This window comes from Rhodococcus sp. NPDC059968, assembly GCF_042738615.1.
Taxonomy (GTDB): domain Bacteria; phylum Actinomycetota; class Actinomycetes; order Mycobacteriales; family Mycobacteriaceae; genus Rhodococcus_F.
The window spans coordinates 95000-115515 of sequence record NZ_JBHWUE010000009.1 but is presented as its reverse complement, the minus strand read 5'-3'; the positions used below and the strand labels follow the sequence as shown (position 1 = coordinate 115515).

Here is a 20516-nt window from a genome sequence, read left to right as displayed (position 1 = left end):
TTCTCGGGCCACCGATTACGGCAGCTGCCAGTTCACCGGCTCGGCGCCCAGGCTGTCGAGGAGTTCGTTCGCACGACTGAACGGCCGCGAACCGAAGAATCCGCGCGACGCGGACAACGGTGACGGGTGGGCCGACTCGATCGTCGGCACGTCGCCGAGCATCGGTTTCAACGTCGACGCGTCCCGGCCCCACAGAATTGCGACGAGGGGTTCGGGGCGCGCCACGAGAGCGCGAATCGCCTGCTCGGTTACCGCCTCCCAGCCCTTCTTCCGGTGCGAGGCCGGAAGTCCGGGCTGCACGGTGAGAACCCTGTTCAGCAGAAGCACTCCCTGACGTGACCACGGGGTGAGGTCGCCGGTGGTGGGCGTCTCGTAGCCGAGATCCTTGCTGTACTCGGTAAAGATGTTGCCGAGGCTGCGCGGCACCGGGCGCACGTCGGGAGCGACCGAGAAACTGAGACCGACCGCGTGACCGGGTGTGGGGTATGGGTCCTGACCCACGATCAGGACCTTGACCTCGGAGAACGGGTGGGTGAACGCCCTCAGGACGTTCTCCCCGGCGGGGAGGTACTCACGCCCGTCGGCGATTTCCGCGCGCAGGAACTCGCCCATCTCCGTGATCCGCCCGGACACCGGTTCGAGTGCGTCTGCCCAGCCGGCCTCGACGAGGTCCGACAGCGGCGCCGCCATCAGTCGAGCCTGCGCAGCGAGTCGCGGTAGTAGGCCGCGTTCGCGGCGTACATCTTCACGTTCATCTCGAGGTGCCCCTCGGGAACCTCGTAGCCCTGCCGGATCTTCGCGGGGACGCCGAGTGCCATGCTCCGCGGCGGAACCTCGAACTTGAACGGAACGACGGCGCCGGCTCCGACGACCGAACCGGCACCGATGACCGAACCGTTGAGCACGATCGAACCGGACGCGATCAGGCAGTGGTCGCCGATCGTGGATCCCTCGATGTGCGCCGCGTGACCGACGACGCACCCCGCGCCGATGACGGTGGGGTCGATCATCGTGCAATGGATCACGGTGCCGTCCTGGATGTTCGTGTCGGCGCCGACGGTGATGGTGCCGTAGTCGGCGCGGAGCACGGCCTGCGGCCACACCGAGGTGCCTGCCGCCAGGGTCACGTTCCCGATCACCACGGCGTCGGGATGGACGTAGGCGTCCGGATGGATGTCGGGTTCGCGGTCCCCGAGCGCGTAGATAGCCATGCGTGCAACCTATACCGCGAAACTCTGCCAGCCGCCGGCCCCCGGCCAGGTCTCGCCGTCGACCGAGATGCCGGACCCGTCGTGCACCGTGCCGATCCCGGTCCACCCCGCCGGGAGCGGGACGTCGGCAGGAAAGGTGGCGGCGAAACCGTGGTCCTCTCCCCCGGTGAGCACCCATTCCCAGTGGTCGGCGCCGAGAACCTTCGCCGCCGACACCAGTTCGGGTGAGACGGCCATTTCGGATCGGGTGAGGGACATTCCGACGCCGGAGGCGTCGCAGATGTGACCGAGATCGGCGAGGAGCCCGTCGGAGATGTCGGTCATCGCATGGGCGCCCCCGTCCGCGGCGGCCCAGGCGGCGGAATACGGCGGAGTCGGGACACGATGCGCGGCGAGAAGGTCCGGGAACTCCGAGGAGCCGCCGAGCAGCAGCGCGAGACCGGCCGCCGACCGGCCGAGTTCCCCGGCCACCGCGACGACGTCGCCCGGCCGCGCGCCCGATCGCCGGATCGGGCTCCTGCCACCCAGATCACCGAGGACGGTGACGGAAATCACGACCTGCCCGGCCTGCACGAGATCACCGCCCACGACGCCGGCCCCGAGTTCCTCGGCGCTCTCCCCGATTGCCGCCGAGATGCCGTCCGCCACGTCGATCGACGTGTCCGGCGGCAGGCCGAGGGAGACCAGGAAGGCCGTGGGCCGCGCACCCATCGCCGCGACGTCGGCCGCATTCTGTGCCACCGCCTTGCGGCCCACGTCGCGCGGAGACGACCAGTCGAGCCGAAAGTGCCTGTCCTGCACCAGCATGTCGGCGGACACCGCCACCCGTCCGTCGTCCGCCCGGACGAGGGCGGCGTCGTCTCCGGGGCCGATCAGCGTGGACGGGGGCTGCACCCGGCCCTCCACCGCCCGGCCGATCACGGCGAACTCGCCGACGTCGGCGACGGTGAGGGGCGGGTTCGGGTCCGGGGAATCCGTCGGTGTGATGGTGTGCCTCCAGTGTCGGGTGGCCCGCGCAGCGGCTGTGCGTCCAGTCGACGGAATGTACGACTGCGGTACCTTCTAGCTGTTGCCGGGACTTCTCGGCACGTGACCGATCAGCGCGCCGAAGCACCCGCGACTCTACCGAGATCCATGCGGCGCGGAGCAGGGAAGGGCCGGAGCGAGAGTGCAAGCGTTCATCCTGATCCAGACCGAAGTCGGCAAGGCTGCGGCGATCGCGACCGAGATCGCGAAGATCACCGGAGTCCGGACCGCCGAGGACGTGGTCGGACCGTACGACGTCATCGTGCGGGTGTCCGCTGACGACGTCGCCCCCGTCGTCAAGGAGATCCGTCAGGTCTCCGGCATCACCCGAACCCTCACCTGTGACGTCCCCGAAAAGTCTGCGAACAAGAACTGAGCATGTCCGACCTCGAACCCGAACAGAGCACACCCGCCGGCACCTCCGACCCGGTTCCCGCGGAGCGACGGAATCCCGCACTCATCGCGACGGCCGTGGCGCTTCCCGTCGCCCTGGTCATCGGCATCGTCGTCGCGGCGGTGTTCGCCGGGCGGAACCCGGTGAAGGAACCCGTGTCGCTGGGCCCCGTGCCCGCGCCCGCATCCGGCTCCGCGGAGTGCGCCACCCTGATGGCGGGCCTCCCCGACGCGCTGGGCGACTACACGCGCGCCGAACTCACCGAACCCGCACCCGAGGCGACCGCCGCGTGGCAGCCGGCCGAGGGCGAACCACTCGTCCTGCGTTGCGGTCTGGACCGTCCCGCGGAGTTCGATCAGGCTTCGCCGTTGCAGGTGATCGACGGAGTTCAGTGGCTCGAGATCTCGGGTGCGAGCGCCGGAATCGACGCGAGCAGCTATTTCGCCGTCGACCGCGGCGTGTACATCGGACTCACGGTTCCCACCGGGGTGGGACCGACGCCGCTTCAGGACATTTCCGGCGCGGTGTCGCAGGCGTTGCCGCAGAAACCCCTCGATCCGGCGCCAGTGGCGAATCCCTGAGCGCCGGGCCGGCAGTTTCTCTAGCGCAGGCCGATGCCGCGCGCGAGGGCGGTGTCGACCAGGGTCGAGACGAGGGTGCCGTAGTCGACACCCACTGCACCCCACATGCGCGGGTACATCGAGATCGACGTGAATCCCGGCATCGTGTTGATCTCGTTGATCACCGGGCCGTCCTCGGTCACGAAGAAATCGACCCGCGCGAGGCCCTGGCAGTCGAGTGCGGAGAACGCGCGCACCGCGAGTTCGCGGATCTCTTCGCTGACCGAGTCGTCGAGTTTGGCGGGCACGTCGAACTCGCACACGTCGTCGAGGTATTTACTGTCGAAATCGTAGAACGCCTCGTCGTCGCCTGCGCCTTCCGGCATCCGGATCTCGGCGATGACGCTGGCCCGCACGTCGCCGTCCGGGAACTCGAGGACACCGCACTCGACCTCGCGGCCGACGATCCCCGATTCGACGATCACCTTGGGGTCGTGCAGACGCGCGTGGGCGATGGCGTCGTCGAGCGCGGCCCACTCGGCCACCCGGGTGATACCGATCGACGATCCGCCGCGGGCCGGCTTCACGAACACCGGGAGGTGGAGGCGGGACTTCTGTTCGTCGGTCAGCGTGGCGGTGCCCGGACGCAGGACGACCTGGAACCCGATGGGCAAGCCTTCCGCGGCGAGCAGCTTCTTCGTGAATTCCTTGTCCATGCCGGCGGCGCTGGCGAGCACGCCCGGACCGACGTACGGGACACCCGCGAGTTCGAGCAGGCCCTGGATCGTGCCGTCCTCGCCGTAGGCGCCGTGCAGGACGGGGAAGACGACGTCGACCGAGGCCAGGATCTTGCCCGCTTCGCCGTCGTCGAGGGCGACGAGGTCGCCGGACCGGGTCGGGTCGGCGGTGAGGGCCAGTGCGGACCCGTCGGCATCGACGCTGGGGAGAGCCCGGCCGCGAATGGACAGCGTCTCGGGGTCGGTGGAGCCGAGGACCCACGAGCCCTCGGTGGTGATGCCGATCGGCACCACCTCGTACCGTTCCGGGTCGAGGTTCCTCAGGACGCTTCCGGCCGACACACAGGACACGGAATGCTCGTTGCTGCGGCCACCGAAGATGACGGCTACCCGGGTACGCGGTTTACTCACGACACAAACCGTACCGTCGCCTCGACACGCTCACCGCACCCACCTCTCCTCATATTTCCTTCGCCGACCTCACGACACGTCGGGCCCCGCATTCACAATGCGGACAGGGCTCGCTCGAGATCGGCGACGAGGTCTTCGGTGTCCTCGATTCCACACGAAATCCGCACGAACCCGTCGGGCACGGGGTCACCCCACCTGGCCCGACGGTCGGCGCTGGTGTGGATGCCGCCGAAGCTCGTCGCAGGCACGAGGAGCTCGCTTCCGGCCACGAGTCGGTGGAACTGTTCGGCGGAGTCCACCTCGAAGCTCACCAGCCCGCCGAATCGACGCATCTGGCCGGCGGCGACGGCGTGCGCAGGATCACCGGGCAGACCCGGGTACCGGACGCGGTGGGCCGCCGGGTGCGACTCGAGCAGGACCGCGAGGGCCAGGGCGTTGGCGCATTGACGCTCGAATCGCAGACCGGCCGTCCCGAGGCTCCGGTGGGCGAGCCACGTCTCGAACGGGCCCAGCACCGTGCCCGACAGGGCCCTCTCGCGTTCCATCCCGGCCAGGAAGTCGGCGTCCGACGCGGCGATGTATCCCATGAGGAGATCGCTGTGACCGCTCAAAGTCTTTGTGCCGCTGGCGACTACCACGTCAGCACCGAGTTCGAGCGGTTGCTGGCCGAGTGGGGTGGCGGTCGTGTTGTCCACCACGAGAACGGCGCCCGCGTTCGCGCACTGCACGGACACGGCGCGCAGATCCACCACGTCGAGGGACGGATTGGCCGGAGTCTCGGCCACCACCACCGTCGTCCCCTCGGCGGAGGCCAGCAGCGCGGCGGCCGCCTCGCCGGCCATTTCGGCGGTCCTCAGCTCGTGCACGGTGATGCCCATCGGCTCCAGACGCTCCCGCGCGTATGCGCGCACCTGGTAGTAACCGTCGGACGGAACGATCACGGTGTCACCGGCGGTGAGCAGACTCCTCAGCACGACGGTGACCGCCGACATCCCGGAGCCGACGACGAGCGCGCCCGCGGCGCCCTCGAGCGTCGCCAGCGCCGATTCGAGATCACGCCAGCCGGGATTGGAAGCGCGCGCGTAGGTGTCGGACTCGGTTCCCTCGTCCGCGCTCAACTGATACGGCGCCGCGAAAACCGGGCCCCTCTGCATCGGCGAGCCGGGAACATTTTCTGCGGCAACGGCTTTGACGCAGCGGGTGGAATCACCACTCACGAGCTCACTCCGGCTTCGTGCGGCGGCCGAGCAGCTGGCCGATCGCGTCCTGCACCACGAGGCCCTCGTGGCACACCCGGTGCACGGCATCGGTCAGCGGCATCTCGACGTCGTAACTGGCGGCGAGAGCCCGCACGGAGGAGCACGATTTCACGCCCTCGGCGACCTGACCGTGAGTGGCCGCCTGGGCACTCTCGATCGAACCACCCTGCCCGAGGCGTTCACCGAAGGACCGATTGCGCGACAGGGGCGACGTGCACGTCGCAACCAGATCGCCCACTCCCGCGAGACCCGCGAGGGTGGCGGGTTTCGCACCGAGCGCTACTCCCAGCCGGATGATCTCGGCGAGACCGCGGGTGATGATGCTCGCAATCGTGTTCTCTCCCAAGCCGATTCCCGATGCCATACCGCAGGCGAGGGCGATGACATTCTTGCAGGCGCCGCCGATCTCACACCCGATGACGTCCGAATTCGTGTACGGACGGAAGTATCCGGTGGCCGAGGCCTTCTGCAGTGCCAGTGCCCGCGTCGAATCCGTGCACGCGACGACCGTCGCGGCCGGCTGACCGATCGCGATCTCCCGGGCCAGATTGGGCCCGGACAGGACGGCGACACGCCCCGGGTCTGCGCCGGTGACCTGGATGATCACCTGACTCATCCGCATCAGGGTGCCGGTCTCGATGCCCTTGGCGAGGCTCAGCATGGTGGCATCCTCGGGGATCATCGGACTCCAGACCTGCAAATTGTCGCGCAGAGACTGCGACGGCACCGCAAGGACGACGATGTCGGCGCCGTCGAGTGCGGCCCGCGCGTCGTCGGTGGCGGTCAACGACGGAGGCAGGGCGATGCCCGGCAGGTAGTCCGCGTTCTCGTGCCGCGACACGATCGATTCGGCGACCTCACCCCGTCGCGCCCACATGGTGACATCGGTCCCGGCGTCGGCCAGGACCTTCGCAAACGCAGTCCCCCATGAACCCGCTCCCAGTACCGCAGCCTTGCTCACACAGCCCCCTCGTCGTTCGTTACCCGATGCGTCGCCCACAGTATTGCCGATGCCGAGGTCGAGCGCCGCCCCGCTACCGAACTCGTTCGCTGCTCAGCCACGACCGGGCGTCCGGAGCACCACCCCGCGCGGACTGGCAAGATATCCGCATGAGCACAGCGACCCGATCCGTGGCGCCGCGCGCGCACGTACTCGTCGCGGTGAAGGAACTCCACGCGGCCAAGACGCGGCTGTCGGGTGTCTTCGACACGGCCGACCGCACCGGACTGGTCCTGTCGATGCTGCGCGACACCCTGGCCGTCGTCAGCGACGTCGCTACGGTCGTCGGTGTCACCGTGGTGACACCGGACCCCGCGGTGGCGCGGCTCGCACGCAGTGTCGGCGCCCACGTCTACGCCGACCCCGCACCCGTTTCGGCCGAGGATCGGCCGGACGAGGGCGGCACCGAGCACAGTCTCAATGCGGCGCTGTCGGCGGCAGCTGAGCACGTCCGCCGCAACGAGCGCGGAGTCGACGTCGTCGCACTGCAGGCCGACCTTCCGTCTCTTCGCGGAGGCGAATTCGGTGAAGCACTCGCCGCGGCGAGGACCGGCGGCAGGTCGGTGGTCGTCGATCATCACGGCACCGGAACCGCCGCACTGTTCTCCTGCGACCCGGAACTTCCGCTCGATCCCCGGTTCGGACCCGGATCGGCGAAGCGGCATCTCGAATCCGGGGCGCGTCCCCTCGACGGGCACTGGCCGGGTCTGCGAACCGACGTCGACACCGCCGACGATCTCGATGCCGCGCAGGCACTCGGCGTCGGACCTGCGACGCGTGCCGCACTCGATGCTCTCGAACACACCGTCCCCTCGCGCTGCGGAAACGAGTAGGCCGCGCACGCCGTGTGAATTTGCCCCATCGATTGTCCGCGGCCGAATTCTCGAGGGATGATCGTGGGGTGAGTAACCGAGAAGCACTCGACCAGCAGACCGACGTCGACGGAAAGAACGGAACCCGCGAAGACATCGTGACGGCGAATCCCACGAGCGTTCCGATGGCGCCACCCGCTGCGACGAGTGCCCTCACGAGCGCGCTGACCGACGGACTCCCCGAAGATCGTTACCTGAACCGCGAACTCAGTTGGCTCGATTTCAATGCCCGGGTCCTCGCCCTCGCCGAGGACACGTCGCTGCCGTTGCTCGAGCGCGCCAAGTTCCTCGCCATTTTCGCGTCCAATCTGGACGAGTTCTTCATGGTCCGCGTCGCCGGGCTCAAGCGCCGCGACGAGACCGGGCTGTCCGTGCGGTCCGCCGACGGCCTCTCCCCCCGCGAACAGCTCTCGCTGATCGCGACCCGGACCCAGGAGATCTCGGAGAAGGCCGCGCGCGTCTTCCTCGACTCCGTTCGTCCTGCGCTTGCCGCCGAAGGGATCTCCATCATCGGATGGGACGATCTCACCGACGACGACCGCGAGCGACTGTCGGTGCATTTCCAGGACCAGATCTTCCCCGTGCTCACTCCGCTCGCCGTCGACCACGCCCACCCGTTCCCGTACATCAGCGGGCTGAGTCTCAACCTCGCGGTGACGGTGAAGGATGCGGTCACGGGTGGCGAACACTTTGCGAGGGTCAAGGTTCCGGACAACGTGGGCCGGTTCGTCCGCGTCCGCCGCAACGAGACACCCTCCTCCATCGACGCGTTCCTGCCCCTGGAAGATCTGATCTCCGCTCACCTCGACATGCTGTTCCCGGGCATGGAGATCGTGGAGCACCATGCATTCCGGATCACGCGCAACGCCGATTTCGAGGTCGAGGAAGACCGCGACGAAGATCTTCTGCAGGCGCTCGAGCGTGAGTTGGCCCGCCGCCGCTTCGGTTCACCGGTGCGGCTCGAGGTCGCGGACGACATGACCGAGCACATGCTCGAACTTCTCCTGCGCGAACTCGACGTCGATCCCGGCGACGTCATCCAGGTGCCCGGGCTGCTGGATCTGTCGTGCCTCTGGCAGGTGTACGCGGTCGACCGGCCCGCCCTCAAGGACGCACCGTTCGTGCCGGCAACGCATCCGGCATTCGGCGAGAGGGAAACGCCCAAGAGCGTCTTCTCCACCCTCCGCGACGGCGACGTCCTGGTCCACCACCCGTACGACTCGTTCTCCACGAGCGTCCAGCGCTTCATCGAACAGGCTGCGGCCGACCCCCAGGTTCTGGCGATCAAGCAGACGCTCTACCGCACTTCGGGCGACTCCCCCATCGTCGACGCGTTGATCACCGCCGCCGAGGCGGGCAAACAGGTTGTGGCACTGGTCGAGATCAAGGCGCGATTCGACGAGCAGGCGAACATCAAGTGGGCCCGCAAGCTCGAACACGCGGGTGTGCACGTGGTGTACGGGCTGGTCGGGCTCAAGACCCACTGCAAGACGTGCCTCGTCGTCCGTCGCGAAGGGTCCACCATCCGGCGTTACTGCCACATCGGTACCGGCAACTACAACCCGAAGACCGCTCGGCTGTACGAAGACATCGGCCTGCTCACCGCTGCACCTGAGATCGGCGCAGACCTCACCGACCTGTTCAATTCCCTTACCGGCTACTCGCGGAAGACGCAGTACCGCAACCTCCTCGTCGCGCCGTACGGTGTGCGCCGGGGAATCATCGAGCGGATCGACGGTGAGATCGCGCACAAGCTGCGGGGCGAGAACGCCGGAATTCTTCTGAAGGCCAACGCCTTGGTCGACGAACAGGTGATCGACTCGCTCTATCGCGCATCCAAGGCCGGTGTCCCCGTCGAGATCGTCGTACGTGGCATCTGCGCCCTCAAGCCCGGAGTTCCCGGCTTGAGTGAGAACATCCACGTCCGGTCGATTCTCGGACGATTCCTCGAGCATTCCCGGCTCTTCCATTTTCGCGGGGCCGACGAGTTCTGGATCGGCAGCGCAGACATGATGCACCGCAACCTCGACCGACGTGTCGAGGTCATGGCGCAGGTGAAAGATCCTCGACTCACTGCTCAGATAGGCGAGATCGTCGATTCCGCGCTCGATCCCGTCACGCGGTGCTGGGTGCTCGGGCCTGACGGCCGGTGGGTTCCGTCGCCGGCCCACGGCGAGGAGGTTCGCGACCACCAGGAGGCGATGATGCGCAAACGAATGGGCACCGGATCCTGATCGCGCGAGCGCGCGGCAAAAGGAAGGAAATCGGTGAGCAGTTCACCCGGCAAACCGGTCAAAGCCAATATCTTCGCTGCCGGGGCAGTGCTGTGGCGAAAGTCTCCCGGTAATCCCGACGAGATCGAGATCGCGCTCATTCACCGGCCCAAATATGAGGACTGGTCATTTCCCAAGGGAAAGCTCGACCCCGGTGAGACCGCCGTAGTGGCCGCACTGCGTGAGGTGGAAGAAGAGACGGGTATTCGCGGGCGCCTCGGCAGGCATCTCGGCGCGTTGACATATCCGATTCCGGGCCACCGCCGATTGAAACGAGTCGAATACTGGGCAGCGGAAGCCCGCGCCGGTGAATTCGTCTCCAACAGTGAAGTGGACGAGATGCGGTGGCTTCCCGTATCCGAGGTGGCCGACCAGCTGTCGTATCCCATGGATCGCAAGATGCTCCGTCGATTCACGGCCCAGCCGCCCGACACCGCGACCGTGCTGCTGGTCCGTCACGCCAAGGCTGGAAGCCGGAAACGCTACAAGGGCGACGACACCACCCGGCCCTTGGATGCGAACGGCCGACTTCAGGCCGAAGCGCTCGTCGCGCAGCTCGCGGCGTTCGGGGCCACCGACATCACGTCGGCCGACCGGACGCGCTGCACACAGACGGTCGAGCCGCTGGCACGCGCGGTGGACACGACCGTCCGGTTGGATCCGCTGCTGTCCGAGGAGAGTTACACCGCCGACCCGGTTGCCACCCGCACGCGGGTCCGCAAGATCGCCGCTCTCGGCGGAGTTCAGGTGATCTGCAGTCAGGGTGGCGTCATTCCCGATCTGCTCGACTGGTGGGCGGAGATCGACGGCATCACACTTCCACCGGCACGGAACAGGAAGGCGAGCACCTGGGTGCTCTCGCTGTCCGGTGGCAAACTCATCGCCGCGGACCACATCGACAGTCCGCTGCCTCCCACTCGGAAGGACTGAGCCCCACCGGCCGGAGTTCCCCGGGAGGCAGGAGAACACAGACAGGCGCCAACCCCCCAGGGTCGGCGCCTGTCTGTGTTCGGGCAGTCCCGTGTGCGCTGTATTACTTGGCGCGCTTCGCGGGAGCCTTCTTTGCTGCGGTCTTCTTGGCGGCCGTGGTCTTGGCCGGAGCCTTCTTGGCTGCAGTCTTCTTGGCTGCAGTCTTGGCCGGAGCCACCTTCTTCGCCACGGTCTTCTTTGCGGCCGTGGTCTTGGCCGGAGCCTTCTTGGCTGCAGTCTTCTTGGCTGCAGTCTTGGCCGGAGCCACCTTCTTCGCCACGGTCTTCTTCGCGGCCGCGGTCTTGGCCGGAGCCACCTTCTTGGCTGCAGTCTTCTTGGCAGCCGCGGTCTTGGCGGGAGCTGCCTTCTTGGCTGCGGTCTTCTTGGCAGCCGTCTTCTTTGCAGCAGCCTTCTTGGCGGCAGCCTTGGTGGCGGGCGCCGCTGCGCCGCGCTTGACTGCCGGACCGGTGGCCGGAAGCTTCTGGCCGCCAGCGATAACCGCCTTGAACTGAGCGCCCGGACGGAACGCCGGCACCGACGTCGGCTTGACCTTGACGGTCTCACCCGTGCGCGGGTTACGTGCGACACGGGCCGCGCGACGACGCTGCTCGAAGACACCGAAACCGGTGATGGTCACGCTGTCGCCGCGGTGCACTGCCCGGACGATCGTGTCCACGACATGCTCGACAGCTTCCGTTGCCGTGCGCCTGTCGGTGCCCAGTTTCTCGGTCAGAACATCGATGAGCTCTGCCTTATTCATTGAAATTCCTCCGCGAACTAATGGTCCATCATCGGACCGACTACGAACTACGGTAAACCTGAATACCGCAGGAGTCTATGTGCCACGCCAATTCTCATACAACGCGGCACCATTCTCAGGAACTTATTATCTGGGAGACAGGGCTCCGATTCCAACTTTCAGTCGGCCGGAGTGGGCTCCGGAAGTGTCGCAGGTTTCCAAGAAGGCCTTGACTTTTCAAACTCGGAAATGGCTTCTACCTGCCGTAATGTCAATCCGATGTCATCCAGACCCTCGATCAGACGCCACCGCGTGTAGTCATCAATCGCAAAGGGCACCACGGTGGTTCCGGCCGTCACAGTCTTGTTCTCGAGGTCGACAATCAATTCGAGACCGGGTTGCTCGTCGAGCAACTTCCAGAGCAGTTCGACATCCGACTGGGCCACCTGAGCGGCCAGCAGACCGGCCTTGCCGGCGTTGCCCCGGAAGATGTCGGCGAAGCGAGACGCGATCACGACCCGAAATCCGAAGTCGGATAGCGCCCACACGGCGTGCTCCCGGGAGGAGCCCGTGCCGAAATCGGGCCCGGCCACCAGAACGCTGCCCTTGTCGTACGGAGCGACGTTCAGAACGAAGTCCGGATCGTTCCGCCACGCGGCGAACAGACCGTCCTCGAAACCGGTGCGGGTCACTCGTTTCAGGTACACCGCCGGAATGATCTGGTCCGTGTCCACGTTGGATCGCCGCAGCGGAACGCCGATACCTTTGTGTGTGCTAAAGGATTCCATCGAAAAATCTCCTAAATTCCTTGGGTCCTAGGCCAGATCTGTCGGCGCGGACAGTGTTCCCCGGACTGCGGTCGCGGCGGCGACCAGCGGCGAAACCAGGTGAGTCCGGCCGCCCTTGCCTTGACGGCCTTCGAAATTGCGATTGGACGTGGAGGCCGAACGCTCGCCGGGCGCGAGCTGATCCGGGTTCATCCCGAGGCACATCGAGCACCCCGCCTGCCGCCATTCGGCGCCCGCGGCGGTGAAGATCTCGCCGAGACCCTCCTTTTCGGCCTGCGCGCGAACGCGCATCGAACCCGGCACGATCAGCATCCGGACCCCGTCTGCGACGTGGCGGCCGCGCAACACGTCGGCCACGGCCCGCAGATCCTCGATCCGGCCGTTGGTGCACGAACCCACGAAAACTGTGTCGATCGCCACCTCACGCAACGGAGTTCCGGCTTCGAGACCCATGTAGGTCAACGCCTTCTCCGCGGCCTGGCGTTCGCTCTCGTCCACGATCTCGGCCGGATTCGGAACGGCCTCGCCGAGCGGCAGCCCCTGCCCCGGGTTGGTGCCCCAGGTCACGAACGGCGTCAGGGAGCTCGCGTCGATGTGGACCTCGTTGTCGAAAACCGCACCCTCCTCGGTCTTCAACTGCTCCCAGGCCTCCACCGCGGCGTCCCAGTCGGCGCCCTTCGGCGCGTGGGAACGTCCCTTGATGTATTCGTAGGTGATCTCGTCGGGGGCGATCATGCCTGCCCGCGCACCCGCCTCGATGGACATGTTGCAGATGGTCATCCGCGCTTCCATCGACATCTTCCGGATCGCCTCGCCGCGGTACTCCAGGACGTAGCCCTGGCCACCGCCCGTTCCGATCTTCGCGATGACGGCCAAAATGAGATCTTTACTCGTCACGTCTTCGGGCAATTCGCCGTCGACGGTGATCGCCATCGTCCGGAAGGGACGCAACGACAACGTCTGCGTCGCCATGACGTGTTCGACCTCACTGGTGCCGATACCCATCGCGAGTGCGCCGAAGGCGCCGTGGGTGGACGTGTGGCTGTCGCCGCACACCACGGTCATGCCGGGCTGGGTGAGACCCAGCTGGGGGCCGACGACGTGGACGATGCCCTGGTCGATGTTCCCCATCGGGTGCAGCCGGACACCGAATTCCTCACAGTTACGCCGCAGCGTGTCCACCTGGGTCTTGGAAACAGGGTCGGCGATCGGCTTGTCGATGTCGACGGTGGGGACGTTGTGGTCCTCGGTGGCGATCGTCAGGTCGGGCCGGCGCAGTGGGCGCCCCGCCAGCCGAAGTCCGTCGAATGCCTGCGGACTCGTCACTTCGTGAACGAGATGCAGATCGATGTAGATGAGGTCGGGGTTGTCTCCCTCACCCCGGACCACGACGTGGTCGTCCCACACCTTCTCTGCCAGGGTGCGTGCTTTCTCCGCCATCTTCTCCACCTTTGTGTGTCTTCTCGCACCGCGGGCTTCGGGCCGGTCCGCAGTGCGCTTGATGTCGTTACCCTCTTCCCGGACACGCACTCGACGTGAGACGAAGGTGCGCTATGATCCCAGTATGCGAGAACGTGGTATCGACCTATGAGACAGCATAGCGGCATCGGAGTCCTTGACAAAGCGGTGGGCGTGCTGCATGCCGTGGCCGAGAAGCCCTGCAGCCTCACCGAACTGTGCTCGCGCACCGGACTCCCCCGCGCCACCGCCCACCGGCTGGCCGTCGGGCTCGAGGTCCACCGCCTGCTGACCCGCGACTCCGACGGGCTGTGGTGCCCCGGTCCCGGCCTCGCCGAACTCGCTGCAACGGCTAACGATCCGCTCGTCTCGGCGGCGGCGCTCGTCCTTCCGCGACTGCGCGAGATCACCGGTGAGAGCGTGCAGCTGTACCGCAGGGAAGGCACCCAGCGCATCTGTGTGGCGGCGATGGAGCCGCCCACGGGCCTCCGCGACACCGTTCTCGTCGGGGCACGACTGCCGATGAGCGCCGGCTCGGGCGCCAAGGTCCTTCTCGCCTGGGCCGACCCGCAGACCCAGCGCACAGTCCTTCCCGACGCGGCGTTCGGCGAACGCGTGCTGCTCGAGGTCCGCCGTCGCGGCTGGGCACAGAGCGCCGCCGAGCGTGAACCCGGTGTCGCCAGCGTCGCCGCACCCGTGCGGGATTCCGGCGGCGCTGTCATCGCAGCGATTTCGGTGTCCGGACCCATCGACAGAATGGGCAGGCGCCCCGGCGCCCGGTGGGCGGCCGACCTTCTCGCCGCCGCGGAGGCGTTGCACAAGAGACTCTGACCATTCACGACCGACGTTCACCGCGACAGGAGAAGCCGATGGGGAAGAACCAACGATCGCAGATCACGATGACGGATTCGGAGATCGCCGAATTCGTGGACCGGAGCCGGATCGCCACGCTCGCAACGGTGGCAGCGGACGGCAGACCTCATCTGGTCGCCATGTGGTACGCCGTGATCGACGGCGAGATCTGGTTCGAGACGAAGTCGAAATCGCAGAAGGCGGTCAACCTGCGCCGCGACGACCGGGTCACCGTTCTGATCGAGGACGGCCAGACGTACGACACCCTGCGCGGAATTTCCATCGAGGGCCGGGCGGAGATCGTGGAGGCCCCGGACGCGATGTTCGCGGTCGGAGTCAGCGTGTGGGAACGGTACACCGGGCCCTACACCGACGATCTGCGTCCCGCCATCGACCAGCTGCTGTACAAGCGGGTGGTCGTGCGGATCGTTCCCGAGCGCATCAGAAGCTGGGATCACGCCAAACTCGGCCTGCCCGCGATGCCGGTGGGCGGGACCACGGCCGCGTTCCTGGAGACGGCCGACCGCCGCGCCTGATCGCGGGCAGAAAAAACGGAAGCATTCTCGGTGCCCGCGGCGTAGCTTCACAGAGTGAACCGACTACCCGAGGGAGTTCACCATGACCGACGCCAGTAACGAGGACACGAAAAAGAAATTCCGCGAAGCACTCGAGCGGAAGAATCATCAGGCCGGGCTGTCCGCCGATCACAAGGACGGACATTCCAAGGCGCACGAGGCCCACGGGCCTGCCGACCACAAACGCGAATTCCGCCGCAAGACCGGATAAACGACACATCCGGGTAAAAAGAAACACCCTCCAATTTCTTGGAGGGTGTTTCTTATTTGTAGCCCCGACGGGATTCGAACCCGCGCTACCGCCTTGAGAGGGCGGCGTCCTAGGCCGCTAGACGACGGGGCCAGGAACTTTGTCTTGCTTTGGAAGCTCAGCAAGCATAGCTTCCAGAAGTTCGGAGTCAAAATCGGCCGAACTTCCGCTGGGGTACCAGGACTCGAACCTAGAATGGCGGTACCAGAAACCGCTGTGTTGCCAATTACACCATACCCCAATGGCCGCTCTCGAACCGCTGAGCTTCTGGGCTCTGCGGTCCGCCTCGGGCCGAAGAAGAGATTACCAGCCTACTGCCGGGATTTACCAAATCGTATGGTCAGAGGCTGTTTTTGCACCCTTTTCGGCCCGAGAGCGGCGTTCTAGCCGACGATGCCGGCCCGCGCCGTGCGCAGCCGGGACAGCGAAACGTCGCGGCCGAGCAGTTCCATCGATTCGTAGAGCGGCGGGCTGATGTGCGAGCCCGTGACGGCCACCCGCACCGGAGCGAACGCCTTACGTGGCTTGAGGCCCAGTTCGTCCACGAGAGCGGTCTTGAGGGCCTCTTCCAGTGAGGCCGCGTCCCACACCGCGACTGCGTCCAGCGACGCGAGGGCGGCCTCGAGAACCGGTGCGGAGTCGGCGCCCAGGTTCTTGGCAGCCGCGGCAGGATCGATCGCGAAGTCGGCCTCGTCGACGAACAGGAACTTCAGCAGATCCCAGGCGTCGGACAAGACAACGATGCGCGTCTGAACCAGTTCGGCAGCGGTCGCGAAGACGGACTCGTCCACGGTCTCCCCGAGATGGCCGTGGAGTGTCAGGAACCCGCGCAGGCGCGCGGCGAAATCAGCGGGCTCGAGCAGCCGGATGTGTTCGGCGTTGATCGCGTCGGCCTTTTTCTGGTCGAACCGGGCCGGATTGGAATTGACCTTGGAGATATCGAAGGCGGCGACCATCTCGTCCAGCGAGAACACGTCGTGGTCGTCGGAAATACCCCAGCCCAGCAACGCCAGGTAATTCAACAATCCCTCGGGGACGAAACCGCGGTCGCGATGGATGAAGAGGTTCGACTCGGGGTCGCGCTTGGACAGTTTCTTGTTGCCCTGCCCCATGACGAACGGTAGATGCCCGAACTTCGGAGTGAAATCGGCCACACCGATCCGCTGCATCGCCTCGTATAGGGCGAGCTGCCGCGGCGTCGACGACAGCAGGTCCTCGCCGCGCAGGACGTGCGTGATCTTCATCAACGCATCGTCGACGGGGTTGACCAACGTGTACAGCGGAATCCCGTTGCCGCGGGTGAGGGCGAAGTCGGGAACGGTTCCGGCCTTGAACGTCGTCTCGCCGCGCACGAGGTCGTCCCACGTCAGGTCGTGGGCCGGCATCCGGAGCCGGACGACGGGCTTGCGGCCCTCGTCGAGGAACCCCTGCCGCTGCTCCGGCGTCAGATCACGATCGAAGTTGTCGTAGCCGAGCTTGGGATCGCGGCCGGCCGCCTTGTGCCGCTCCTCGACCTCCTCGGGCGTCGAGAACGACTCGTACGCCTCGCCCGCCGCGAGCAGTTTCGCGACGACGTCCAGATGCAGGTCCCGTCGCTGGGACTGGCGGTAGGGCTCGTACGGTCCCCCGACCTCCGGGCCCTCGTCCCAGTTCAATCCGAGCCAGCGCAGCGCGTCCAGGATCGCCTGGTACGACTCCTCGCTGTCACGGGCAGCATCGGTGTCCTCGATGCGGAACACGAACGACCCACCGTTGTGACGGGCGAACGCCCAGTTGAACAGGGCGGTTCGGACGAGCCCCACGTGCGGGGTTCCGGTGGGCGACGGGCAGAAACGGACGCGAACTTCGCTTGTGGTCATGGCTCACTTGGGTCGACGCTGGGAAAACGGACTCCTACAGGCTAGTCCGCTCCCGATTTCGACACGAGAGCCGTCAGCGCTTGGCAGTCACCGGGTTGGTAAGGGTGCCGATGCCACCGATGGTCACGCTCACGCTCTGTCCGTCGACAATCGGACCGACGCCCTCCGGGGTGCCCGTGAGGATGACGTCGCCCGGGAGCAGCGTCATGACGGCCGACACCCATTCGATGATCTTCGGAATGTCGTGCAGGAGAAGCGAAGTGTTGCTCCGCTGCTTCACCACTCCGTCCACCTCGGTGGTGATGTCGACGTCGGAGGCGTCGAGCTGGGTCTCGATCCACGGTCCCAGTGGGCAGAACGTGTCATGACCCTTCGCTCGCGTCCACTGCCCGTCGTGGCGCTGGTGGTCACGGGCCGACACGTCGTTGGCCGCCGTGTAACCGAGCACCACGTCGAGGGCCTTGGCTGCGGGGACGTCCTTGCAGGGGCGTCCGATGACGACGGCGAGTTCTCCTTCGTAATGAACTTCATTGGAGGACTTCGGCAGGACGATTGCGGCGTCGGGGCCCACGATCGAGGTGTTGGGCTTGAGGAAGATCACAGGATCGGCCGGCGCCACTCCCCCCATCTCGGCGGCGTGGGCGGCGTAGTTCTTTCCGATCGCCACGACCTTGCTGGCGAGGATCGGTGCCAGCAGTCGCACATCGGCGAGCGGCCAGCTCCGGCCGGTGAAAGTGGGACTGCCGAACGGGTGCTCGGCGATCTCCTTCGCGATCCGGGACTCCCCGTCCCCCTCGATACTGACGAACGCAACACCATCGGGACTTGCCACTCGACCAAGACGCATGGCGCCGAGTCTATCGGCCCGGGTTCACCGCCGTACCGGGACGCCGGGGGACGCGGGGTATAGACTCCGCATGTTCGCCAATATATGAGACTTCAATCCTAGATATTGAGATGACATGACAGCATCGATCGACACGCCGTCCGCCGTCGGAACCGCCCGCAGATGGTGGATGCTCGCACTCGGGATGTTCGCCCAGGCCGCACAGGCGGTCTTCGTCAACGGCGTCGCCTTCCTGATCCCCGAACTCCAGGAGAATCACGGGCTCAGCCTCGCCCGCACCGGACTCCTCGTCGCCGCACCCACCCTCGGAGTCATGCTGACGCTGATCGCGTGGGGCGCCCTGGCCGACCGCTACGGCGAACGCCGAGTGCTGGCCGCCGGAATGGCGTCCACGGCGGCCGCGGGAATGGGCGCGGCCCTGTCCGGATCACTCACGGCCACCGCAGCCTTCCTGCTGCTCGGCGGCATGGCGGCGGCCTCGGCGAATGCCGCGAGCGGGCGCGTCGTCGTCGGATGGTTCCCGCCCGAGCGGCGCGGACTGGCGATGGGCATCCGGCAGATGTCGCTGCCGCTGGGCATTGCCTGCGCTGCGCTGACGCTCCCCTCGGTCGCACACGACCACGGCATCGGATGGGCGCTCGCGCTGCCCGCCGCCCTGTGCGCGGCTGCCGCGCTGGCCTGTGCACTCTGGGTGGTCGATCCGCCCAGGCCGAGCCGAAGCGCCGCGGCGGATCTCGGCATGCTCGCGAATCCGTATCGCGACAGCGGGATCCTGTGGCGCATCCACGCCGTCTCGGTGCTGCTCGTCGTGCCCCAGTACACGGTGTGGACGTACGCGCTCGTGTGGCTGATCTCCGAAAGGCATTGGGAAGCAACGGCGGCAGGCCTGATCGTGACAGTCGCCCAGATCCTCGGCGCGTTCGGCCGGATGGGAGTCGGTTTCTGGTCCGACGTGGTCGGCAGTCGCATGCGTCCGCTTCGCTGGGTCGCCGTCGCCGGCGGGGTGTCGATGGCGGCGCTCGCCGTGACGGATGCGATGGACTCGCCGCTGGCGATCGTGGCGCTGCTGGCGGCGTCCGTCGCGACGGTGGCACCGAACGGCCTCGCCTTCACCGCCGTCGCCGAGCTCGCGGGTCCGTTCTGGGGCGGACGCGCACTCGGTGTCCAGAACACCGGTCAGTTCGTCGCAGCCTCGATCGTTCCCCCAGTGTTCGGCGCATTGATCGGAATCGTCGGCTTCCCGGTGACTTTCGCCATAGCCGCAGGGTTTCCGGCCGCCTCGATATCACTGATCCCCGTGGCCCGGTCCGAAGACCGGTCCACGGGGATCGAGGGAGACAAGATCGAATCGCGATCCTAGAGGGCGGCGGCGATCCGGTCGCCGACCTCCGACGTGACGACCTTCGAGTCACCACGGGACGCCAGATCCGCCTCGACGGCAGACTCGATGCGCGCGGCATCGCCGTCCCGGCCGAGGTGACGCAGCAGCAGCGCCGCGGACAGAATGGCCGCCGTGGGATCCGCGATCCCCTGGCCGGCGATGTCCGGGGCGCTGCCGTGCACCGGTTCGAACATAGACGGGTTGGTCCCCGACGCGTCGATGTTTCCCGATGCCGCCAGTCCGATGCCTCCCGTGACCGCACCCGCGAGGTCGGTGATGATGTCGCCGAACAGGTTGTCGGTGACGATCACGTCGAAGCGGGACGGGTCGGTGACCATGTAGATGGTGGCCGCGTCGATGTGGCAGTACGCCGTCTCGACGTCCGGGTATTCGGCGGACACCGTCTCCACGGCACGCGTCCAGATCGCACCGGCGTTGGAGAGGACGTTCGTCTTGTGGATCAGGGTGACGTGCTTACGCCGGGTCTGCGCGAGCGCGAACGCGTAGCGCACCACCCGCTCGGCACCGAACCACGTGTTGATCGACACCTCGGTCGCGATCTCGTGCGGGGTGCCGACGCGGATCGCGCCACCGTTGCCGGTGTACGGACCCTCGGTGCCCTCGCGCACGACCACGAAGTCGATGTCCGGCTGCGCCGCGAGCGGCGACTTCGATCCCGGATAGAGCTGCGACGGACGCAGATTCACGTGATGATCCAACGCGAATCGCATGTTCAGCAGCAGACCCCGCTCGAGCACGCCTGGCGTGACCGACGGGTCGCCGATGGCGCCCAGCAGGATCGCGTCGTGCTCGCGGATCGCCGCGAGATCGGCGTCCGGGAGCAGCTCCCCGGTGGCGTTGTATCGACGGGCACCGAGGTCGTACTCGGTGGTCTCGAGATCGGGTACGAGCTTCCGCAGCACCTTCAGCGCCTCGGCAGTGACCTCGACACCGATGCCGTCACCCGGAATGACCGCAAGCTTCATGAACGCCTCACTTCACATAGAGCTGTGCGCGTGCCACGACAACGGAGGTCGCGACACGCGCACAGTGGG

21 protein-coding genes and 2 tRNA genes are annotated in these 20516 nt (G+C 66.7%); 9 read left to right on the top strand and 14 right to left on the bottom strand.

All coding sequences use genetic code 11. From position 1 onward, the window contains the following. Positions 1-15: 15 nt before the first annotated feature. Genes ACFWAY_RS11565 through ACFWAY_RS11555 form a run of 3 tightly spaced genes read right to left on the bottom strand, consistent with a single transcriptional unit; the run spans position 16 to position 2132 of the window. A complete protein-coding gene (locus ACFWAY_RS11565; RefSeq protein ID WP_378450398.1) occupies positions 16-693 on the bottom strand; it encodes a uracil-DNA glycosylase in 678 nt (225 codons plus the stop codon). Further along, positions 690-1211 carry a gamma carbonic anhydrase family protein gene (locus ACFWAY_RS11560; RefSeq protein WP_073359150.1) on the bottom strand — a complete coding sequence of 174 codons (522 nt, stop codon included), beginning with the start codon at positions 1209-1211 and terminating at the stop codon, positions 690-692. Before ACFWAY_RS11560 ends, ACFWAY_RS11565 begins: the two co-directional genes overlap by 4 nt. Before the next feature lie 9 nt (positions 1212-1220). Next, positions 1221-2132, bottom strand: coding sequence for a thiamine-phosphate kinase (locus tag ACFWAY_RS11555; RefSeq protein ID WP_378510705.1), 912 nt, complete (start codon positions 2130-2132; stop codon positions 1221-1223). Between the two features lie 247 nt (positions 2133-2379). Here ACFWAY_RS11555 and ACFWAY_RS11550 point away from each other — a divergent pair, with 247 nt between their 5' ends. Then, positions 2380-2613 (top strand): Lrp/AsnC ligand binding domain-containing protein, encoded by a 234-nt coding sequence (locus tag ACFWAY_RS11550; RefSeq protein ID WP_005240420.1) that lies wholly within the window; start codon positions 2380-2382, stop codon positions 2611-2613. 2 nt (positions 2614-2615) lie between these two features. Beyond that, positions 2616-3212 (top strand): DUF3515 domain-containing protein, encoded by a 597-nt coding sequence (locus tag ACFWAY_RS11545; RefSeq protein ID WP_378450207.1) that lies wholly within the window; start codon positions 2616-2618, stop codon positions 3210-3212. Between the two features lie 20 nt (positions 3213-3232). On the opposite strand, the gene ACFWAY_RS11540 is transcribed toward ACFWAY_RS11545, so the two are convergent. From ACFWAY_RS11540 to ACFWAY_RS11530, 3 genes are all read right to left on the bottom strand, one after another. After that, positions 3233-4339, bottom strand: a complete 1107-nt coding sequence (locus tag ACFWAY_RS11540) for a D-alanine--D-alanine ligase family protein (RefSeq protein ID WP_378510704.1) — start codon at positions 4337-4339, stop codon at positions 3233-3235. A 92-nt stretch (positions 4340-4431) separates the two neighbouring features. After that, on the bottom strand, positions 4432-5556 hold the full coding sequence (locus tag ACFWAY_RS11535) for a cystathionine gamma-lyase (protein ID WP_378450205.1): 1125 nt from the start codon (positions 5554-5556) through the stop codon (positions 4432-4434). A 4-nt stretch (positions 5557-5560) separates the two neighbouring features. Beyond that, positions 5561-6559: an NAD(P)H-dependent glycerol-3-phosphate dehydrogenase gene (locus tag ACFWAY_RS11530; protein ID WP_378450204.1), complete on the bottom strand. Its 999-nt coding sequence runs from the start codon at positions 6557-6559 to the stop codon at positions 5561-5563. 149 nt (positions 6560-6708) lie between these two features. Between ACFWAY_RS11530 and cofC the strand changes: the two genes are divergently transcribed. The 3 genes from cofC (at position 6709) to ACFWAY_RS11515 (ending at position 10673) form a co-directional block, all read left to right on the top strand. Then, a complete protein-coding gene (gene cofC, locus ACFWAY_RS11525) occupies positions 6709-7431 on the top strand; it encodes a 2-phospho-L-lactate guanylyltransferase (protein ID WP_378450203.1) in 723 nt (240 codons plus the stop codon). Positions 7432-7499: 68 nt separating this feature from the next. Next, positions 7500-9704, top strand: coding sequence for an RNA degradosome polyphosphate kinase (locus ACFWAY_RS11520; RefSeq protein WP_378450202.1), 2205 nt, complete (start codon positions 7500-7502; stop codon positions 9702-9704). 33 nt (positions 9705-9737) lie between these two features. Then, complete coding sequence (locus tag ACFWAY_RS11515; RefSeq protein ID WP_378450201.1) at positions 9738-10673, top strand: NUDIX domain-containing protein; 936 nt, start codon at positions 9738-9740, stop codon at positions 10671-10673. Between the two features lie 103 nt (positions 10674-10776). Here the strand turns inward: ACFWAY_RS11515 and ACFWAY_RS11510 are convergent, their stop codons facing one another. From ACFWAY_RS11510 to leuC, 3 genes are all read right to left on the bottom strand, one after another. After that, positions 10777-11472, bottom strand: a complete 696-nt coding sequence (locus ACFWAY_RS11510) for an HU family DNA-binding protein (protein ID WP_378510703.1) — start codon at positions 11470-11472, stop codon at positions 10777-10779. Between the two features lie 158 nt (positions 11473-11630). Then, entirely contained in the window at positions 11631-12239 is a 609-nt protein-coding gene (leuD, locus tag ACFWAY_RS11505) for a 3-isopropylmalate dehydratase small subunit (RefSeq protein ID WP_037245463.1), read from the bottom strand. A gap of 27 nt (positions 12240-12266) precedes the next feature. Then, positions 12267-13688 (bottom strand): 3-isopropylmalate dehydratase large subunit, encoded by a 1422-nt coding sequence (gene leuC, locus ACFWAY_RS11500; RefSeq protein WP_378450199.1) that lies wholly within the window; start codon positions 13686-13688, stop codon positions 12267-12269. Positions 13689-13826: 138 nt separating this feature from the next. Between leuC and ACFWAY_RS11495 the strand changes: the two genes are divergently transcribed. The 3 genes from ACFWAY_RS11495 (at position 13827) to ACFWAY_RS11485 (ending at position 15335) form a co-directional block, all read left to right on the top strand. Continuing rightward, positions 13827-14528, top strand: a complete 702-nt coding sequence (locus ACFWAY_RS11495) for an IclR family transcriptional regulator (RefSeq protein WP_378450198.1) — start codon at positions 13827-13829, stop codon at positions 14526-14528. Positions 14529-14566: 38 nt separating this feature from the next. Further along, on the top strand, positions 14567-15085 hold the full coding sequence (locus tag ACFWAY_RS11490; protein WP_378450197.1) for a pyridoxamine 5'-phosphate oxidase family protein: 519 nt from the start codon (positions 14567-14569) through the stop codon (positions 15083-15085). 82 nt (positions 15086-15167) lie between these two features. Then, positions 15168-15335: a DUF5302 domain-containing protein gene (locus ACFWAY_RS11485; protein ID WP_378450196.1), complete on the top strand. Its 168-nt coding sequence runs from the start codon at positions 15168-15170 to the stop codon at positions 15333-15335. 59 nt (positions 15336-15394) lie between these two features. On the opposite strand, the gene ACFWAY_RS11480 is transcribed toward ACFWAY_RS11485, so the two are convergent. From ACFWAY_RS11480 to ACFWAY_RS11465, 4 genes are all read right to left on the bottom strand, one after another. Next, positions 15395-15467, bottom strand: a tRNA-Glu gene (locus ACFWAY_RS11480). A 76-nt stretch (positions 15468-15543) separates the two neighbouring features. Then, a tRNA-Gln gene (locus ACFWAY_RS11475) sits at positions 15544-15615 on the bottom strand. Positions 15616-15757: 142 nt separating this feature from the next. Continuing rightward, positions 15758-17233: a glutamate--tRNA ligase gene (gene gltX, locus ACFWAY_RS11470; RefSeq protein WP_378450195.1), complete on the bottom strand. Its 1476-nt coding sequence runs from the start codon at positions 17231-17233 to the stop codon at positions 15758-15760. 73 nt (positions 17234-17306) lie between these two features. Then, a complete protein-coding gene (locus ACFWAY_RS11465; protein WP_378450194.1) occupies positions 17307-18080 on the bottom strand; it encodes a fumarylacetoacetate hydrolase family protein in 774 nt (257 codons plus the stop codon). Positions 18081-18195: 115 nt separating this feature from the next. On the opposite strand from ACFWAY_RS11465, the gene ACFWAY_RS11460 reads away from it, so the two are divergent. Further along, a complete protein-coding gene (locus ACFWAY_RS11460; RefSeq protein ID WP_378450193.1) occupies positions 18196-19440 on the top strand; it encodes an MFS transporter in 1245 nt (414 codons plus the stop codon). On the opposite strand, the gene ACFWAY_RS11455 is transcribed toward ACFWAY_RS11460, so the two are convergent. Next, entirely contained in the window at positions 19437-20447 is a 1011-nt protein-coding gene (locus ACFWAY_RS11455; RefSeq protein WP_378450192.1) for a 3-isopropylmalate dehydrogenase, read from the bottom strand. The two genes, ACFWAY_RS11460 and ACFWAY_RS11455, sit on opposite strands and share 4 nt — an antisense overlap. Positions 20448-20516: the final 69 nt, after the last annotated feature.